The sequence below is a fragment of the Leptothoe sp. LEGE 181152 genome, assembly GCF_032906605.1.
Taxonomy (GTDB): Bacteria; Cyanobacteriota; Cyanobacteriia; order Phormidesmidales; family Phormidesmidaceae; genus Leptothoe; species Leptothoe turfae.
Genome location: NZ_JASATU010000017.1, coordinates 1 through 19732, shown reverse-complemented (window position 1 = coordinate 19732; position 19732 = coordinate 1). Strand labels below are relative to the sequence as shown.

The window sequence follows — 19732 nt, the reverse complement described above, 5'->3', positions numbered from 1 at the left end:
CCAACTGTTAGTTATGATGAAAGCCCATCACCACGAATATTCGGAGAGAGGTATGCCAAGGAGAAACAACTATGTATCGGTATTAGTACCAGGGGTACTCAGCCCCATCAGTAGTTAGCCGCTGGCTCGATCTATGGTGGTGTAATTTTCTCTTTTGGAAATGGACAGGCAACTAAAATCTTTTTAGGAGCCGCAGCGGAGTAATCTCAAACTACGGCTCTAAACCTATCCGTATGCCCTAAGGATAAGGTGTCGTAAAGTGATTGAGATCAACAGTATAGTTGACACCGCCGTTACCGCCGCCAGGTCCCATAACAACCTGCAGAGCATAATCTCCAGACGTGGTTATATCGTTGATGTGTTTGTCAAGGACGCCTGCAGAGCTTACTGCAGCAATCACCTCTCCAGAATCCACAATGCCATTGTTATTGTTATCTTTGATCAGGCGCATATAGGCCTCACCTGTCAAATTTGTCAGCGTAATATCCACCCCTTCGTATAGTCCCAAACTAAACTCATACGTATCAGTGGTGAAACCATTGCCTACCACGCCGTCGTTACTATAGCCAAAACCTGTAAGGTCACCAACATCAAATTCACCGACAAGCAAATTGCTAGCTTTGCTATTGCTTCTAGAGAGCTTGAGGTCATACTCAAAGAAGGTACTATCACTACTGAAGTACTCTAGCTCAACAAAATAGGTATCCGCAGTTCCTCTATAGTTCAGACTATTTTCACCCGAAGAGTACAACTCCCCAGCTACAAGGGTATCTGCCGCATCAAAAACACCATTGCCATTGTCTCTGTACATTCGTAAACTAACATTGCCGCCATTGGTAATGTTGTCAACGGCTACGTTGATGTTTCTCTGAAAAGGGTGATTTGTCGTAAACTCAATAACATCTTTTGGATTAGTGTTACTGAGATAACCACCGCTGTAGCTTTTAACCGATCCTCCGAGTGTACCAGCACTGTGGGTGGCCTGTAGATCCAGGTCATAGCTGACACTGCCAACGCTATCATTTACACGATTTACTTGAAGCAAGTAATTACCTGCTGAAGCATTAAAGCTAATAGTGTCATCATCATTATTGGGAGCCAAAGCCAAGGCAACCCAATCGTCGGAAGCATCAATGGTACCGTTATTATTTGTATCTCGCCACAGCGATAGATTGGCATTGTCATTAGCACTAATATCGTGTAAGCGAATGCCAATTTCGCGATTACCCATAAAACCACCAAAGACACTGAATCGAAAGACATCGGTTGGGTCGCCTTGGGTAAGACTATAGTTGGTGTAACTAACGATCGGATCGTGTAATGCTCCTACATTATAGTTAGCCATAAGACTTGTTTCTCCTTGAAAATAAATGCGGCCTAAGTGATCTACATTGATCAAAACAATCGGATGACCGAAATCATGACCGAGTTTGTGTGACTTCTGACCGAGATATTAGAGCTGTCGCCAATTCCATTGAAAAAATAAGTTCACTCTTTTCAGATAGTGTTCAAACACGCTATGGTTAGGAGATGAGATTTTTCTATCTCCTAACTCACCTATGCCTATGGCATCTTACTCTTCCGATACTGTGTCTCTTAAGCCCTTGCGAAGTGTTCACACCCAAAATCTAACGGAAATACTGACTCAATGTGGTATATCACTGGTAGTATCTACCTATCAAGCGGGCAAACTGATTGTGGTTCGTGCCGATGGCAATGTGGTAAATACCCATTTTCGCGTTTTTGATCAACCCATGGGTTTGGCTGCCGATCCTGAGAAAATGGCCCTAGGAACAAGCTATCAAATTTGGGAATTTCGTAATGTTCCAGCAGTGGGGCAGACCCTTGATCCGCCTAATAAACATGATGCTTGTTATCTACCTCGCAACAGTCATATAACAGGCGATATTGACATTCATGAAATGGCCTATATTGGTGATGAACTATGGTTTATCAACACTCGATTTTCTTGTTTATGTACTCTGGATCGGAAAAACAGTTTTATGCCCCGCTGGCGACCACCATTTGTCAGTGCCTATGATATTAATGATCGCTGCCACTTAAATGGGTTAGGTATACGTGATCATCAACCACGTTATGTGACAGCCTTGGCACCCACAGATACGGCTAACGGTTGGCGTGAGCATAAGGCCCATGGCGGCATTGTGGTGGACACTACCACCAATCAGCTGTTAGCACAGAACATTTCAATGCCCCATTCTCCCCGATGGTATCGCGATCAGCTATGGGTTTTAGAATCAGGTCAGGGAAATTTATCAACAGTCGATCTAAAAACAGGACAATTAAATGCGGTTGTGCAATTGCCTGGATTTACTAGAGGGTTGGATTTCTGGGGGCCACTGGCTTTTGTAGGACTGTCACAGGTAAGAGAAACTGCCGTATTTAGTGGACTCCCCATTACTGAACGGTTACAAGAAAGGAACTGTGGTGTTTGGGTTGTTAATATAGAAACTGCCACGATTTTGGCTTTTTTGAGATTTGAGGATGCTGTTCAGGAAATCTTTGGTGTTTCTATACTACCGGGGATTTGTTTCCCTGAGGTGATTGCCTGGGATGAGACATTGTTGCGCAACTCATTTGTTTTGCCGGATGAAGCCCTTGCAGAAGTCAATGTTACAACTGCATCAGCCGAGCATCAAAAACGTTGACCTGTATGCCAAGATCAATTGCAACAAGGTTAATAATGATAGTTCACAGTGAAGTAAAAGCCATCATCCTGGACATTGTCACCCCGATCATTCAAGTCGACTAACGGTAATCCATAATCCAGTTGCAGGCTAAGCCCCTCCAAGGGTTGGTAGGCAACGCCGAGACCTGCTCCCACCAAAAAACGCTGAGAGGGTTGTACATTGGGATTGCCGTTTTGATTCCATACATATCCCATATCCAGGAATGGCATGATTTGGAGGATGGATGATTGAGTGTCTTGATCGCGGAGCACGGTAATTCGGTCTTCCACTGATAGACGAAAACCATTATCCCCAGAACGAACATTTTGACGATATCCCCGTAGGGACTGACCACCCCCAATAACAAACTGTTCTGAGGCCAGTAAACTATCAGAGGCTAGTTGACCGCTGGCTTGTATAATCAGCAAATTGTTTTTATCTAACCGTTGAACTCGCTGAGCTTGTCCTAGCCAACTGAGAAATTGACTATCGGGAGTGGGGGAGCCATTATTGGTCGCGTTAAATAGGCCAGTACCCAGGCTGAATTGAGATTGAAACGCCCACGCGCCAGAGGGGTCTCGCCGGATGTAATCCTGACCAAATTTAATCACACTGGTACGGCTAATGCCATTGGCATCCGGGCCGCTACCAAAGGGAAAAGGAGAACCGAACAGAAAGGTTTGGCCTTCACGATAGGCAAATCCTAAAGAGAGCGCAAATTCTTCCCGTGGTGTACGCACGAGGGGTTGGCGAAAATTAACTTCATAAAACTCAGAGTCACCGCTGACATCCAGACTGGTCAAGGTTTGGGTGCTATCGCTAATCAGCGTCCGTAGCTGCAGCGTTCCGTCCATGGCATTTAACGGAATTCGATAGCCGATATCATACAGGTTAGACCCCCCAGTGGTGGAACGATGATAGGCCAAGGAAATCTGGTCTCCCCAACCAGTCAGGTTGCGGTAACTTAGACCGATGCCCATGCGTACATCCCCCACACTGGGAGGTGAATAGTTATCGATGGAGAGATCCGCATTAAACGGTTTTGCCTCATCCACGGTAACTGCAAGAACACTTTCTCCCAGGTCTTCTCCGGGGAGCAGGGTGCCTTCCACAGAGTCAAATAGGGGATTGAGTTGTAGTAATCTGAGCTGATCTTCTATTGCCCCCAGTTGAACAGGGGTATCGGTTCCCAGACCAAGGCGCTGCTCTAGATAATGGGTTTGAGTTTGTTGATTGCCTTCAATTTGAATCTTACCAATACTGCCTTCAATCACCTGAATGAGAATAGACCCTTCAGTAATATCTTGTTCTGGTAAAATCGCCCGAGAAGTTAGATAGCCCTGGTCAAAGTAAAGGCGGGTAATGTTATCAGCTAGGGTCTGCAGCTCTGTCAATGTAACGTCTCGCCCTTCTAAAGGCTGAACCAGTGGATCAAACTCTTCTGGACCAAAGATAGTACTGCCTGACACCTCAATTTGGTTAACAGAAATAACCAAATCCTCATCTGGTATTGGCAGCTCTATGGGAGATTCAGGTGGAGTAATCTCTGGAATTGTTTCAGGTGGAATCGCTTCTTCAGGATTGGGTAGGGATTGGGGTAGGCGATCTTGGTTCGGGTTCGGGCGTTGGGCAAGGACTGGGGATACGCAGAGTATGGAAAGCAGAAGCGTGATCTTAGGAATATTCTGTCGCATAGATAGGAACCTAATCACATTAATCAATGAAAAAGACAAGCAGGATATCTTCTTTCCTAGTAATGCAACTGGCAATCTGTTTCTGATGTAGTTGGACTCTTTTCATTGGAGATAGCTGGAGAGTCTAGATCTGGTATGTCCACGACAATGTCCACATCAGGGACTGTCTCACAAATGGGATCGGAGAGTAGTCGCGTTGCTTGCAGATCTATCCACAGTTCTAAAAGGTTAGATGGTAGTGTCGGTTCCGGCTCTGGTTCTGGTTCCGGCTCTGGTTCTGGTTCCGGCTCTGGTTCTGGTTCCGGTGCCGTATTGGTCAGGTTAAACGTGGCAGAGTCTAACATTGCAGCATCAGCAGTCACGGTAAAATCACCGCCGGTTTCATTTGCCGTTAGCAGACTGGTAGCGGTGGCCAATCCCGTGGCATCGGTCATGACACTGCTATCTGGACTGGCGCTTGCTCCACTACTGCCAGGATTTGCCGTAAAGGTGACGGTGACATCAGGAATCGGTAGTGCCGAATTGACAAAGTTTTCTGTGACTTGAACTGCCAGAACTGTGTCAAAAGATTCGTTCACCAGGGTACTTTGGCCATCTCCGGCCACCGCCGTCAGACTATAGCCTTGGGATTCGAAAGCGCCAATATCCACTGGGCCGTTGAAGCGATCGGCCCCTCGTTGGTCTGTAGTCAGGGCTGCCGCTGTGGCCAGGGCATCACTACCCGCATCCAGCACGGGGCTGTCGAGATAGAAGGCGTGGGTTTGGGTGGGGCCGCCGTAGTCACCCAAGGAGAGCAAAACCGGGTCGATTGGCGCGGCATCACTACCGACCAGGGTACTGGTGGTAAATAGTCCCTGGGAATCAATACCAATCAGGTTATTGCCGTTGTCGACAATGGGGGAATCAGTGGCGCTTGTTCGGCTTACATCTGGATGTACCGTAGCCGTATTCTGGGCAACGATGCTGTTGCCCACGGTGACCCGCGCCGTATTGACACCGCCACCCACGTTAAGGTTGAGAATGCCGCCACCTGAACTACCTGGATTGGTTACTTCATTCTGGACAATGGTGCTATTGGTGATGGTGATGGTCCCACCCAAAAGGGACGTTTGCCCCCGGTTGTAGAAGCCACCCCCACCAAAAACGGCTTCATTGCCAGAAACGGTGCTGTTGTTGACGATGACCACTGCACTATTGTCAGAATTTTGTCCCAGGTTGGCAACGCCGCCGCCAACATTAGCCGTATTACCCGTAATGGTGCTGTTGTTGATGGTTATCACCGCTGCATTAGGGGCTGGAGGAGCAGGAGACGTAAATGAGGTGTTAGACAGGCCACCGCCATTGCCCCTGGCCGTATTGCCAGAGATGGTGCTGTTGTTGATGGTCACCACCGCACCATTGGTGATAGTCCCATAGCTAGAAATACCACCACCATCATCCCGAGCATAATTGCCCGTAATGGTGCTGTTGTTGACGGTGAGCGTTCCGTTATTGTAAATGGCTCCACCATCGGCTCCAGGTAAAAATCCCCCAAATGGACCACCAGGATCGGCCACCCCGCCTGAAAGAGTGCTCTCGTTTAACTCTAACTCGGCACCCAGGGCCACATGCAGTAGACGGAAGTCAGGCGCAGCGGCATCTCGGGAAATGGTGTTCCCCATACCGTTGATGGTCAGTTTTTCTGCTGCCGTGATTGAGGGTAAACCATTGTCCCCATCAACAGCGTTATCGACTGCGGTGAGGGTGATGTTGTTGGCCAGGTTAATGGTATCTGTTTCTACATTGCCATTGGCCGTATTAATGGCGGCAATCAAACTGGTGGCATCGGTTGCCGTCAAGACTTGCAACAGGCCGTCATACTCCGTCAGGGTTGTTTGTTCAAAGGCATTATCCGCTTCAATCGTGCCGATCGAACGCTCCAGAGTCCAGTCACCGCCTCGGCTACTACTGCCGGTTAAATCCGTGCTGCCAGCAATATCAACTCCGGTTAATCCAGCAATTTGATCTAGCAGTGCCAGTCCACTTTCCCCTCGTGCTGTTAAACAAGCGTAGATCAAGATATCAGCTTCGGCACCAATTAACCCGCCCCACTGTTGTAACTGACTTCTATATTGTTCCAGAGTCTCATCACTGATATAGGCATTACCTAGCCAAAATTCTCCTTCATTGCCCTCCGAGACAATATGGATGGTATCAATAACATCTGTTGCTCCTACTTGGCTGAGAACCTCGGTGATGCGATCAATGCCATTTTCACTGGTGGGCACGACTACCGTAGTGGTCCCGGCCTTGGCTCCATAAAGCAGTTGGGTGTAATCGGGCGCGATCGCATCCAGAAAGACTAGCTCATTAGCATTGGTGCCGTTTTCACTAAATCGGGTGATAATCGGAGCGCTGTGTTGACCACCGTGGGTGCGAATTGTCTGAGTGGGATCTTCGGGAACCAAGACTTGATTAGCAGCGGCTAGCTGCACTTGGTTACCAGATACTGTTCCAGCGACAACCACATCGCCTGGATTAACAGATGTATTTAATAACCAGATCCGTCCAGCATCATCTACGTCTACGCCAGTCGCAACGGTAATATCTCCTCCAGTCAATAAATCAGAAAGAGAACTTGCATCAGCTAATTCAGTTGCATTTTCGACTGCTGCTGGCATCTCCAGACTCAGTAGCAGCTGCGGATGATCAATCCGTACCCGTCGCTGACCCGGTATAGCGGCCATAGTGACGTGGTTGCCTGAGAGAGTGCCAGTATTGACGACGGTGCCACCAATGAGGCTAAGATTGTTGCCGTCACTGACTGCTAAGTTTCCTGCGTTAACAATGCTACCGGGGCTGCTGCCAAACAACAGGCTATGGGGATTACCGATTAAGCTAGCATAGTCATTTTCACCAATGGCATTGAACCAAACATCGTCTATGGCAACACCATCGGCGGTAGTCACCATAAAATCTGCTGGCACGTTTAAAGTGGCGTCAGCGCCAAAGATGACTCCGGCTGGATTGATTAGATACAGGTTGGCGCTGCTGTTACTAACTTGTATGAGGCCGTTAATAACTGACGGGTCACTGCCAACTACGCGCCCGAGAATGTTTTGAATATTTTGATTACTGAGAAAGTTGGCTATTTCTCCTGAGCTTAATCCAAACTGCTCAAAGCTATGGAACAGGTTGGCTCCATCTCCTGATAGGCTACCACCGTTGATATTGTATTGATTGCCATCCACTGTGACAATGGTTTGCGCTCCATTACTATCCGCTGTAATTGATTGGGCTTGGGCAGGTTGCAGATGAAATAAAACACCCAGGAACGGAATTAATAGAATACGGCTGGAGAGCACGGACTTTAAAGCTAGCATGGTTGAAAATATATTCTTACCAAGAAATAATCTGACTGTATCTGTAGATTTTTCTGAGGAAACTGTTGTTAGACTAAAAGACTAAACACCAGACTTAATCAGGTTTTCTACCAGACTATTCCATTTTTTTAGATTACTAACCTCAGAGATTTTACGGTGACTGAAATCTCGAACAACTCTCAATAAAGTTTCCCTAACGTACCCCTTCGAGCCATGTATCCTCAGCATCATGAGCAATCACTGGCCTCTAATCCTGGCACCAATGGGCAGGATACAGTCCCTCTGCAATACGCTGATGGATGGTCGTAATTTAGAAACAGCTCGTCAAAAAGACCGCTGATAGTCTGCCCCAAAGCGGATGACCACGATACTGAAGGGTCTGGTACCGTCATCCCGTTTGGTTAACGGGTGCTTATTTATATGCTTTTCTCTAGAGTATGTCAGGTCCTGACTATAAGGTAGCTACCAGCTCCAATCATTAAACCACCTGCAACCTTTTTTGACACTTTTTGAAGTTTCCTTCGTTCCAGAAAAAGTGCAACATGGGTAGCAAACACAGCATATAAAATCTTTACGCCACCAACTCCAAAAACTATTATTGACACGATAGTTATCAGATCAAAGACTGCTAACGTTGATAGATCTTCAAACATAGGTAATAGGCTGGCATAGAAGAAAATTGCTTTGACATCTCCCAAGGTTAAGATAAAGCCTGAGACAAAGCTTGTTGTCAGCCCCCGCTTGGCATTACCTATACTACACGTTGCGATGTCAACAGGTTCATCATTGGATCGCCACAGTGATATTCCGAGCCAAATCAGATACATGCCGCCCAACACTTTGACAAGTATAAAAAAACCACCCATTGTTTCAGCAACAACAGACAGACCTAGGATTGCCAGGGCCACAAATACAAGATCGCCGCAAACTATACCCATAGCCACAGCAATCCCACTTTTAACGCCCAAAGTTGCTGCACGCGTAACAACCAATGCAACACTTGCACTTGGCAAAGCTGCTAAAGCAGCCATCATTGTAAAAAGCGTAGTGACCTCTATAAGGCTCATTGCAAGGGAATCCCGAACGATATCTTAATACTAAGAATATAACTAATCTCTAAAAACCACTCCAATGTGATGCGAATTTTCTCGACAAGAATCACACCATTCTCATGCAGTTTGAGAGGATTTGGCCCAGTTATTTCAGACAGTTAATTGAGAGATTTAAGCAGTCCAAAATGAGCACTAATTTGGACATGGGTATTGACGACAACATAATTGTCCCCAAGCACAATTGCAGCTTTTCTCTGTTCTCTGATAGTGCAGGCAAGGCACTGCGACTCTATATCCTAAACGTTTGATCGAGTACCTGCACCACTAAGCACAAAACCCAGACGATTAAACCCAAAAAGCCGGGGCGTGAACCCGGCTTTTTGGGTGGCTGTGTTGTGTACCTGCGGGACATTAACGCCAGCAAAGAAGTCATTGGCCCAGACCTATGGACCCGCGCGGCTGTTGAATGAAGATGCCGCAGACCTTGACATAGCCTTAGCGTTGGTCGCCGGACTAGGGGAGCACCGGCAGACCGCAACCCGTTTAGAATCAGCTGCCCATCAGCGCCTGGGCAAGCGCGATGTAGAGCGGTATGCCCAAGGCAATCGCAACCGGTGTGCCAACAGCTGTGGACGAGCCGATGTAGGCGGAAGGGTTGGCCGATGGGATGCCGGCTCGTAAAGTGGGCGGCCCTGAGATATCTGAACTGGAGGCGGCGATGACGGCAAGGATGACGACGCCTCCAGGGCTGAAGCCCGTAACAGCATGGGCGATCATGCCGAGACCAAAGGCAATGAAGCCATGCAGCAGCGGTGCCACCAGGGCGTATACGGCATACCACTGGGCTACCTTACGCAGCTCGTTAATTCTTGCCGTGGCTTCCATACCCATGATTAGCATCAGGATCGAAAGCAGACCACGGAAGAGGGGATCGAAGAAACTCTCATAGACGCTTTCTGGCCGAGTCAAGAGACCTAGAGCAATACCGAGCAGCAATGCCGACAGAGCAGAGCCCTGGAGACTTTCTTGAATGATGGGCCATATCTTGACCTTATTATTTGCGGCACTGCTCTGCTTGCTACGATACTCAACTGCGGTACCTCCTCCCTGCTGGGCGCGATACTCTTGCTGGCCGAGATACTCCTGCTTGCTGAGATGCTCGTCTGCGGCATTGCGCTGCTTGCTGAGATAAACACTGGCCAAGACAATCGCAGTCACGAGCGCTGGGATATCCATAAATGGATAGAGTGCGGCGGCCCAGGGCTCGTATTGCATACCTCCCGTTTCCATTAGTGTCAGGGCGGCGGCGAGGGTAGAACCACTCACGGCACCGAACAAGCCTGCGGTCGCAATGGCATCCACGACTTTGACGTTTGGCAGCTTGGCCAAAGTGTAACGCCCGATAAACACGATAAGGATGCCCACTGCCATGGCAAACGCTGCCGGCAAAAGCATCTCCGCCAGATTTGCATTGCGGATCGCAATGCCGCCGCTCAGGCCGACTTTAATGAGCAGCATAAAGACGATGAACTTATAGACCGCATCCGGAATTGCCAGTCGGCTACCGAGGGCGGCAACAACTCCACCACCAATTAGAAAGCCGAGTGTCGGGGACTGCAACTTCGCCAGGAAGTTCGTCAAAAAATCGGACAAGAAATCCACTAATACCTCCTTCCGCCTCCTCTAACGAGGAATGATTATTGTGATAAGTGAGCTTTAAAAAGTAGGGGTAAAGCGCTTCACCCCTAAAGTACAGGTGTTACGCGAGAACCTGTCGACAGAGTATTCAGAGAGGGCCACTCTCCAAACAGGGCTGGAAGATAACTGCTATTTTGCATTACCTTCTATAGATTTTGATCTATTAAAATCTAAATCTCTATGTATTTAAGTCTATCCTGAAATGCACAGATTTTTGCGCACTCTCAACAAGGATTTGGAACGCAATGTCAAATTCCAATCATAAGTTTTTCTTTTTTCTGTTTGGTGATCTTCGCTTCTGGTTAATGTAAATTGCGATCGCAGAGTTTTCTCAAGGCGACATACCCTTGACCCAAGAGTCAAATAACTGCCATCCCACCTTGTCAATAGAATATTGAGCCTATCCGCCTAGCAAACATCCACTAACGAAACCTCAATTAAGCACTTGACCGAGGGGTATGCATAGCGATCTGACCTGCCGCCGCTATCAGCACTGAAACTGCTCGAAACCTGAGCCCTATTGACCTAACCAAATTTCTAATATCTCGCCGCTAGCCTCCCTTGAGGCCTTAATGTCGCTGTCCAACAACCAAATTTCTGATATCTCACCTTTATCTGGGCTGGATCCAACCAAATATTTAGCAATCGGCAACAGCTGAATTGGTTGGCTTGCGAGGCAGGTGAGATCCACTCGCCCATCTATCCTGTGCAACCAGAGAGTGTTTGTCTCTTCTCGTCTAGCAATTTGCTCGCCCCATCTATACCCCCGAATATGGGGGGTCTGAGGCCACCCCGTCTTTGTGATGGGTAGCTCCACAAGCGCCTTGAGGTCCAATGACGATGCCTCAAGGCGAATATCTTATCCCTAGGATGGGTCGTATCAATCCATTTGCAATGCGGGTAGTTCTGTTGGTGGGGTCGGCTCTAAGGGGGTACTGTAACGAGCGGCGTTTATCCAAGTTACTGAAAGGAGTAAACCAAGACCGCAACCGAGCAAGAAGCTCCAACCGTGGGAGGCGTCTAAAACACAGAGCAAACGGCGATCACCGCTATATACCTGCACTAGCCAGCCTTCGCTGGTGTTGTCAAACTTGGTCCGCAGTTTAGTTGAGTCAAACTTGTTCATGGTGTCCGTTCCATGCTGATCAAATATATATATGACGGTGGCAGACAAGTGCCCGTCGTTACGCAAACACCTGTCAGAAATTCACCTGTGACTGGAGATACTCTCCAGGAGAGAGACTGGATCGCTCACACTTGACATTGATGTCGAACGAAAGACAAAAGTCTATGCTTTCACCTTGAACGATATTCTTAAGTCTATACTTAGATTTGCTTCGACGACCACATTTTTTTTCAAAGTTAGTGAAGAAGCCTTGTTCTCTTACGACCTCAATCGGCACACAAGTCGTCAACGATACAAAGCCCACATCCACAAGGATAAGTGTTTTTTATAAAATGCTTCCGCTAATCTGAGCCCATCTTACTCAAAAGAGGGTAGTGGATTGGTCGATCTTTGTCATAAACTTAAATATATGGTTCAAGATAAAACCATAGATTCTTATCTTGAATTATCACAACAAAACGCATCAAGAGGTAACCTAAATGACCCAGCAAGCCAGCAAGCTCGTCATCGTCACGGAAAAGTTGCTGCTGAAACAGATCGCCAAGATCATCGACGAAGCCGGGGCCCCCGGTTATACGGTGGTGGACGCTGGCGGTAAAGGCAGTCGCAACGTGCGCTCGTCGGGACAACCCACCGTTTCTGGCACCTACTCCAATGTAAAGTTCGAGGTACTTACCCCAAGTCGGGAGATGGCCGTGAAGATTTCAGATGAGGTTGCAGCAAAGTTTTTCGACGATTATTCGGGCATTGCCTATCTCTGTGACGTGATGGAGGTACTGTACGCGCACAAGTTCTGACTCCAAATCCCTTAGTGGTGCAGAAAACTCTGTCGTCCATGGTCAATGGTCTCATCATGGGAACGTCACCACCTTTAAGAACTCAATCCGAGAGTTTCGAGCCTGCTGATAATGCTTCAAGGTATAGACTTTCGGAAGATTTCGCTGGGGCAGAGTTGTGCGGCTGTGCAGTACCTTTAACTCTTAGCTGATCGTTTTTGCTCAGGCCGCTCTAACGTTGTGTGCGGGGCAAAATTATTGGCGGAGGCTGCCACAATCGCAACCTGCACCCATCCCATTTATAAATCACTAAAAACCGATCATCGCAAGTGAGATAGCTGACTACACTACAGTAATGACAGGCGATTGCTCCAACATTGATCTGTCTCTTGGCAAAATTCTCTCTCGATTACAGCCGAACGGTTTGCTTGTACGCCTGCAAATATCTACGGTATCCTACAACCTTTGCTAGCAAAGGTTGTAAGATTATCACCCCTGACATCACCGTTAGCACCTTGGCCAACAACAACTGACATTGTATTAGCTAGGAGCTTAGGGGTTACTCATTCTTCGATAGGAGCGTAGAATGTGCCTTCGACTTCAACAATATCGTCTTGATTAAGCCGATCTACCTCAATGATCGTGCGGGGCGGATAGGGACCCTCTCCCCAGAGTTCTTGCTGAATCTGGTTGACAATTGGGCGATAGCGATACATATCTGTCACATACACCACTAGACGTACTGCATCCCGCAGGCTGGCTCCCTCTGATTCAGCAATAAGCTGCATGTTTAAAAATGCTTGTCGGACACGACCTTCAGCCTCGGGAACCAGGGCATTCAGTTCGGGATCAATCCCCCGCATCCCTGCAACAAAGATATAGTCTCCCGCACGGGTCCCCAGACTCCATGTGGCAGTTGGCATAATACCGCCTTCAGGAGTTAACGTTCTAACACCATTAGGTGATACATGATCGTCAGCAGCCACTGGACTTGATAGTATTCCCAGGGTTGCGATCGCAAGCATTGAAAAAGCAATCGGTTTCATTCAGTTGAGCTTGGTCACACCAAGACGAGTGTAGGTAGTTAGCGAGGAAGACTGTGTACCCTTAGATACAAATCAGGCTATCCGTAACCGCTGAATATCCTGGATGGGGGGTGCCCCAAACATACGGGAATATTCACGGCTAAACTGCGAGGGGCTTTCGTATCCCACCTGATAGGCAGCATGGGTCGCGTCGACGTCTTCAGTTAGCATCAGGCGACGCGCTTCTAACAATCGTAATTGTTTTTGGTACTGTAGCGGGCTCATTGAGGTGACTGCTTTAAAGTGACGATGTAAGGATGAAGCAGACATGTTAGCTTGCTGTGCCAGCGCTTCAACCCGTAGCGATTGGGTAAAGTCAGTTTTGATCCGTTCGATAACTCCGGCGATGCGCTGCATGTGGCTACCGGAGGTGGCAATTTGACGTATCGCTTCACCATGTTTCCCTGTGAGCAGACGGTAGTAGATTTCGCGGATAATAATCGGTGCTAGAAATGGAATATCCTGTGGCGTATCTAAAAGCTGGGTCAGTCTGAGCGCACCATCCATCAGGAGCAAATCGACATCGCCGACGAACAACCCTCGACAGGAGCTGTCTTTGGCATCTGTTTTGAGTTGAACCTGGGTAGCAATATCAGAGAGTTGAAAGGGGGAGAGTTTTAACAGAAAACCTAAATATGGCTTGTCGGGCGTTGCCTCCACGATAAATCCTCTGACGGGTAGTTCAACAGAAACCATCAGATATTGAGCAACACCGTAGTGATAAGTCTCTTCACCGAGCAATATCTCCTTTTTCCCCTGAACAATGATGGCAAGTGCCGGTTCATAAACATTGCATACCATCGTGGAAGCATCGTCTCGAATGAATGCCAGTTGAGCGATCTCAGTTAGGTGAACGCCATTGCCCTGACTATCCGTGTGTCGTGCTGCCCGAATCGCTAGTTCTGCACAGCGACTAGCGATCTGATCGTGGTAAATCGTTTCAGTCTGCATGCTGGGTTTGGACGACTGCAATCGTTGCCTACGGGTCCATTGTAGAGAATAGCGTCTCGACCAACATCTAGGTTGAGAGGATTAGGCAATAACCTGCCAGATTTGGGCATTCAGAGCCAATGTATCCCGACCTACGATCAACCCAAGCAAGCGCAGAAAGGGTAAAACCATGCCACAGGACAATCAAAAAATTGCATTAGTGACTGGATCGAGCCGAGGGTTAGGTAAAAACACCACATTGACCCTGGCCCGGAAAGGCGTCGATGTGATCGTGACATATCACAGCGATGAGGCTAAAGCCAACGCAGTTGTCTCTGACATTAAGGAGATGGGGCGTGAGGCAGTTGCCCTGCAACTGGATAGTTCGAATACCCAAATGTTTGAAGATTTCGTCGGACAGGTAAAGCAATCTTTGCAACATACCTGGCAAACGGATCGCTTTGATTTCCTGGTCAATAATGCAGGGTTTGGATTCAATCAGCCATTTACTGAGATCACTGAAGATGGCTTTGATCGCCTGTTCAACATTCACGTCAAAGGTGTTTTCTTCCTCACGCAGAAACTCTTGCCCTTGATCAAAGATGGCGGACACATCGTGAATCTTTCGTCAGGGCTAGCAAGGTTCAGCTTGCCAGGGTACTCGGCCTATGCCAGCGCGAAAGGGGCGATTGAGGTATTAACCCGATATCTAGCAAAGGAGTTGGGTAACAGACAAATCCGGGTAAATGTTGTGGCCCCTGGCGCGATCGAGACGGATTTTGGTGGGGGTGTCGTCCGCGACAATAAGGAACTCAATAATTTCATTGCATCCCAAACGGCCCTTGGACGGGTGGGGGTACCCGATGATATTGGCGGTGCGATCGCATCTTTACTCTCTGAGGACAACCGCTGGATTAACGGGCAGAGAATCGAAGTCTCTGGCGGCATGTTTCTGTAATGCAAATCAGTTTTAGCCACACCTATCCAAACAGCCCAAAACCGGAAAACGGTCCAAAAACAGACTGAACCTTCCGTTGGGCTGGATCTTCAATGGAAATAACGACGACGAGGCCGCTTAGGCATTGCCCCTTTCAAATCAAATTGTTGCCCTAACGGGCAACTTATTTCTTGTGCCACACCTCATGACTTTCTCATAATAACTAGGGGAATCACAAACAAGATACAAGCAAAGAGAAAAAATAAACTACCCAAGAGACTTAATACATCTCCCACCCTGATACTCGCCGCCACAAAAAAGCTTGCCGATAGGATGAATAAAGCCCATCCCCAAAGCTGAAATTTCAGTTCGATCTTCTGAACGCGATTATTATGCTGTGACATTTACAGATAATCCCAAAAACTGCTAATACTCATCCATAAACCGTTGCTTTCCAATGCTCCATACTGAACTGAAAAGTAGAGAATAGACTTAATCGGAAATAAAGGCATTCGCTAGCATGCCAATGATATCGGGCTCCCATGGTCCCAGCTACTGTTGTGTTCGTCTTTGGTCAACAGCAGCCTCAGAAAACTTCATCAAAAAAATCAATCATAGATTTCCATGAACGTCGAGCCGCTGCTTCATGATACTGCAGGCCATTCTCTGGCATATTTGCACCCTCAAACGTAAACGCGTGTACTGCGCCACCATGAATGTGCGCCTGCCAATCAGCCTTACGTTCGTCCATCTCATGGGCAAATGCCAGGTAATCATCGGTGGGTACTAACGGATCAGCCCAACCATGTTCGATAAGAATACTTGCCTTCATTGGCTTCGTATTCTTCAGGTTATTTCCAGTGAGTCCGCCGTGAAAACTAACAACACCCTGAAGGGCATCTGGCACTGACCTCGCCAAGTCGAGTACACACAAGCCGCCGAAACAATACCCTATGGCACCAATTCGGGTAGTATCCACCGTCTCTATCTCTCTAATAGCCGCATAACCAGCCTGTAAGCGATCTCGCAAAACACCTCGATCCTCAAGCAGGGGAGTCATTAAGTGCGAGTTGTCACCCGTGGGATCACCTCGCATACCCTTACCGTACACATCGACGGCAACGGCGACATATCCCAGTTGTGCTACACGTTGGGTGATATTCTCCATAGGCTCGTTCAAACCATCCCATGCATGGGCTACAAAAATGGCCGGCAGAGCCTTCGTCCCGCGTTCTGGTTGGGCAACGTACAGATCGAATTCCATTCCATGTAACTCGTATGTTGCTGCATTTGTTGATATTGAGTTCACTGTAGGCTCCCAAAAGTAACGCTACGAGCGTAGAGCCTTTAGAGTTGAATGTATTGAACGTTTGCGACATCTATAGGTAGAACGCTGAAAATCCCTTGGGTCAGGTACAGTTGAATTAGTTCAATCCCTAGAGTACACTCATCAAAAACTTTCTCTATAGCGTTTGAGTAAACTGAAAGTTCACCTCAGGTTTTTTACCTGAAATGATATTTGCGATCGCTTTACCAGAACCGCAAGCATGGGTCCACCCCAGGGTGCCATGGCCTGTATTGACAAATAAATTAGAGTAACGAGTTTTTCCAATATAGGGCACATTAGAGGGCGTCGAGGGGCGTAAGCCAGTCCAGAACTTGGCCAGCTTTGGATTAGTGGCCCCCGGAAATAGCTCCATCACCCGATCGACAATGGCATTGCAACGGGCTGCATTCAACGCTAACCCATAGCCATTCAACTCTGCTGTGCCAGCCACCCGTAGCCGATTGCCCAGTCGAGAGAAAACCACCTTATACTCATCATCCGTAAGACTGGTGGTATAGGCTAAATCCTCACATTCCACTGGAAATGTGGCTGAATACCCCTTAACTGGGTAAATTTTCAAATTAATACCCAACGGTTTCACTAGTTGTCGACTGTAGCTACCCAGACAGACTACGCAAGCATCTGGATTAAGGGTGGCGCGACTGCCATCTGCCTGGGAAATTTGCAATCCATTCACCTTCTCACCAAGTGTTTCCAGCAAATGCACCTGGGTATTCCACAAGAATTTAACCCCTCTTTGCTCACATAGGTGAGCTAAGTTTTGCGTAAACCGATGGGCATCTCCAGACTCGTCAGCGTCGGTATAGGTTGCCCCCACAATTTTTTCCTGAACAGTTTTAAGTGCTGGCTCAATACGAACAGCATCCTCCGCTGTCACCACCTGACGATCACAGCCAAAGTCTTGCATAATCTTGGTCGACTTAATGGCCGCATTAAACTCTCGCTGGCTAGTATAAAAGTGCAGAATGCCCTTCGTGAGATGATCGTAAGTGATGCCTGTTTCTGAGCGCAGGGCTTGCAAAGCGCTACGGCTAAATGTGCCCAGATTCAACAGCTGGATCAAATTATGACGGGCTCGGGAGTGCACACATTCCTGCAAGAACTGCCATCCCCAACACCATTGGCCCACATCGGCCCGTAACCGAAACAACAAGGGAGCATCCTCACGGCCAATCCACTTGAGAATTTTCTCGGGTGTACCTGGATTTGCCCAAGGTTCAGCATGGGAAACGGAGATTTGTCCACCATTGGCAAAACTAGTCTCCAAAGCGGCGGCTGGCTGCCGCTCGATAACCGTAACGTCAAACCCTGCATTATGGAGAAACCATGCCGTAGTCACCCCAACAACACCAGCCCCTAAGACACAAACTTCCATGGGAAACCTCTCGGCAAATCGCCGCAAAAAGACAGCATTCGATAACGCCCCTCTCTGTCCTTTTACCTGAGAGATTCACAGAGTAGTCCTAGTTTTAGGTCTACTCTGCTTGCCCCTTCGGTGGCTGCCTAAAACAGCACTCTCCAGATTTTCCTACAGTTCAGCAGTAAATCGACCTGAGCGTTTTTGGGAATGCGCCTTCGGTGTCAGTGCAGGGGATAAACCCTACCAAGACTCTCCTGCATGAACCTGAATATGTATACACTACCAATAAATTTTAACTTAGATCGATAGCGTTCTGAAACTTAGCACTACTTTAGAATAGAATATAAAGGGGAGTATTCGTTATTTCGGATCGGAATTTCGGATCGGAGAATAGACGCTAATTCACTAGAGTCTAAGTGCGCCTGCATCAAAAATATCGGGAGCTATGCAATTCCATGGCCATCAACAGCACATAGGGGACTGCACAAAAATAAAGGCCCTGGTTGGGGCTGTAGATGGGTAGATGAGTAATGGAGTAGCGCCAGTGCCCTACAACCCTCCAAATCCCTAGCACTATTCCCAGATTAGTTAAAGCCCAAAACTCATGGCACCGAGCAGGCAGATAGCTGAACTATTTCCTTCATTGCTAAGTAACCTGTTTCGGCCCCATGTCTCTTAGCCGCAGAAAAATCTTTGCTCTTAAAATTTTTGCCACGCAACGCCGGGTCAGGAATAATACCAGCAGGAACAGTTTCAGAACAATTTAGCATTACCTCAGCTGTATTGATGTAACAATCGAAACTGCTCATATAAAGGTATGCCTTTAAATCCCATAAAGTTTTAAATCTGAAAGGATCAACAACACGTTCGGCACGAATAATTGCCCCTGTATCCACTTGTGCATCTATATAGTGAATGGTAAATCCCGCAGCTTGCCGAAATGCCACAATATCTTGTGTTGCAGCTATATTTTCAATTGTGTAAATACCTCTTGCATAGGGCAACACAGCAGTGTGACTATTCACCAAACACCCAGGCAGTGTATCCACCCACTGAGGTTTGAAAAGTTGCCCGATACAGCTAAACAGCCAAGGTAATGAAGCTGTTTGGGTAATTGACTGTAGCCATTGTCGAGCAGTTTCGCTGTTTACATCATCATCAAGAAAGATTGTGTCTGGATGATGGCTAACTGCATCAGAACACAGGCCATATGTGTTTACTATGGCCTGTATTGTTGCTTGTTCTGCTTCACTGATTTTTGGATACAGTTCTATCAGCTCCTTCCACTGATCTGCTGAGAGTTTATGTTGTCCTGCATATCGCGCATGAAACGCATGGCGTGCTTGTAGTATAGATACATCTGGACGTTTTTCCCTGACCACAACACCGCGAAATTCAGGATGTTTCTCAAATTGTGTCCACCAGCGGCTGGTTAAGTAACTACATAAAATACTTGCATCAGTCAGCAAATAAAAACCCATTTTTTGCATCTATATTGTTCTGATTCTCGATATATCTCAATGATACTTATGAGAAATCATACTCATGGGCACCTCGATTAATTCAAAAATAGAGTCTCAATATGAGATCATGGTTACGGATTAGGGTTGACAGGGAGACTTCTGATGGGACAACAAGGATTTTGGGATTTTGAGACCCGTCATCAAAAGCTGG

At 47.5% G+C, this 19732-nt stretch carries 14 protein-coding genes and 1 riboswitch; of the genes, 3 read left to right on the top strand and 11 right to left on the bottom strand.

Annotation, left to right across the window (positions count from 1 at the left end):
* Window positions 1-238 precede the first annotated feature (238 nt).
* Complete coding sequence (locus tag QGP82_RS08415; protein WP_499058374.1) at window positions 239-1345, bottom strand: hypothetical protein; 1107 nt, start codon at window positions 1343-1345, stop codon at window positions 239-241.
* Window positions 1346-1565: 220 nt separating this feature from the next.
* Between QGP82_RS08415 and QGP82_RS08410 the strand changes: the two genes are divergently transcribed.
* Window positions 1566-2669 carry a TIGR03032 family protein gene (locus tag QGP82_RS08410; protein WP_499058373.1) on the top strand — a complete coding sequence of 368 codons (1104 nt, stop codon included), beginning with the start codon at window positions 1566-1568 and terminating at the stop codon, window positions 2667-2669.
* A 29-nt stretch (window positions 2670-2698) separates the two neighbouring features.
* Here QGP82_RS08410 and QGP82_RS08405 read toward each other — a convergent pair whose 3' ends face one another.
* The 5 genes from QGP82_RS08405 to QGP82_RS08385 form a co-directional block, all read right to left on the bottom strand.
* Window positions 2699-4384: a ShlB/FhaC/HecB family hemolysin secretion/activation protein gene (locus QGP82_RS08405; RefSeq protein WP_499058371.1), complete on the bottom strand. Its 1686-nt coding sequence runs from the start codon at window positions 4382-4384 to the stop codon at window positions 2699-2701.
* A gap of 56 nt (window positions 4385-4440) precedes the next feature.
* Complete coding sequence (locus QGP82_RS08400) at window positions 4441-7746, bottom strand: DUF4347 domain-containing protein (RefSeq protein ID WP_499058369.1); 3306 nt, start codon at window positions 7744-7746, stop codon at window positions 4441-4443.
* Between the two features lie 440 nt (window positions 7747-8186).
* Complete coding sequence (locus tag QGP82_RS08395; RefSeq protein WP_499058366.1) at window positions 8187-8780, bottom strand: LysE family translocator; 594 nt, start codon at window positions 8778-8780, stop codon at window positions 8187-8189.
* A gap of 567 nt (window positions 8781-9347) precedes the next feature.
* Complete coding sequence (locus tag QGP82_RS08390; RefSeq protein ID WP_490796116.1) at window positions 9348-10460, bottom strand: sodium-dependent bicarbonate transport family permease; 1113 nt, start codon at window positions 10458-10460, stop codon at window positions 9348-9350.
* 916 nt (window positions 10461-11376) lie between these two features.
* Window positions 11377-11622 carry a hypothetical protein gene (locus QGP82_RS08385; protein ID WP_163696104.1) on the bottom strand — a complete coding sequence of 82 codons (246 nt, stop codon included), beginning with the start codon at window positions 11620-11622 and terminating at the stop codon, window positions 11377-11379.
* Window positions 11623-12101: 479 nt separating this feature from the next.
* Here QGP82_RS08385 and QGP82_RS08380 point away from each other — a divergent pair, with 479 nt between their 5' ends.
* Complete coding sequence (locus QGP82_RS08380) at window positions 12102-12419, top strand: P-II family nitrogen regulator (protein WP_006514274.1); 318 nt, start codon at window positions 12102-12104, stop codon at window positions 12417-12419.
* Between the two features lie 542 nt (window positions 12420-12961).
* On the opposite strand, the gene QGP82_RS08375 is transcribed toward QGP82_RS08380, so the two are convergent.
* Both QGP82_RS08375 and QGP82_RS08370 read right to left on the bottom strand, forming a co-directional pair.
* A complete protein-coding gene (locus QGP82_RS08375) occupies window positions 12962-13444 on the bottom strand; it encodes a RidA family protein (protein ID WP_499058362.1) in 483 nt (160 codons plus the stop codon).
* Between the two features lie 72 nt (window positions 13445-13516).
* Complete coding sequence (locus tag QGP82_RS08370) at window positions 13517-14434, bottom strand: AraC family transcriptional regulator (protein ID WP_499058359.1); 918 nt, start codon at window positions 14432-14434, stop codon at window positions 13517-13519.
* A 169-nt stretch (window positions 14435-14603) separates the two neighbouring features.
* Here QGP82_RS08370 and QGP82_RS08365 point away from each other — a divergent pair, with 169 nt between their 5' ends.
* Complete coding sequence (locus QGP82_RS08365; protein ID WP_499058357.1) at window positions 14604-15371, top strand: SDR family NAD(P)-dependent oxidoreductase; 768 nt, start codon at window positions 14604-14606, stop codon at window positions 15369-15371.
* A gap of 565 nt (window positions 15372-15936) precedes the next feature.
* Here the strand turns inward: QGP82_RS08365 and QGP82_RS08360 are convergent.
* The 3 genes from QGP82_RS08360 to QGP82_RS08350 form a co-directional block, all read right to left on the bottom strand.
* Window positions 15937-16614 (bottom strand): dienelactone hydrolase family protein, encoded by a 678-nt coding sequence (locus QGP82_RS08360; RefSeq protein WP_163669567.1) that lies wholly within the window; start codon window positions 16612-16614, stop codon window positions 15937-15939.
* A gap of 199 nt (window positions 16615-16813) precedes the next feature.
* Entirely contained in the window at window positions 16814-18073 is a 1260-nt protein-coding gene (locus QGP82_RS08355) for a D-amino acid dehydrogenase (RefSeq protein ID WP_499058355.1), read from the bottom strand.
* Window positions 18074-18117: 44 nt separating this feature from the next.
* Window positions 18118-18230, bottom strand: a riboswitch (glycine riboswitch).
* Between the two features lie 430 nt (window positions 18231-18660).
* On the bottom strand, window positions 18661-19548 hold the full coding sequence (locus QGP82_RS08350) for a formyltransferase family protein (RefSeq protein WP_499058353.1): 888 nt from the start codon (window positions 19546-19548) through the stop codon (window positions 18661-18663).
* Window positions 19549-19732 lie beyond the last annotated feature (184 nt).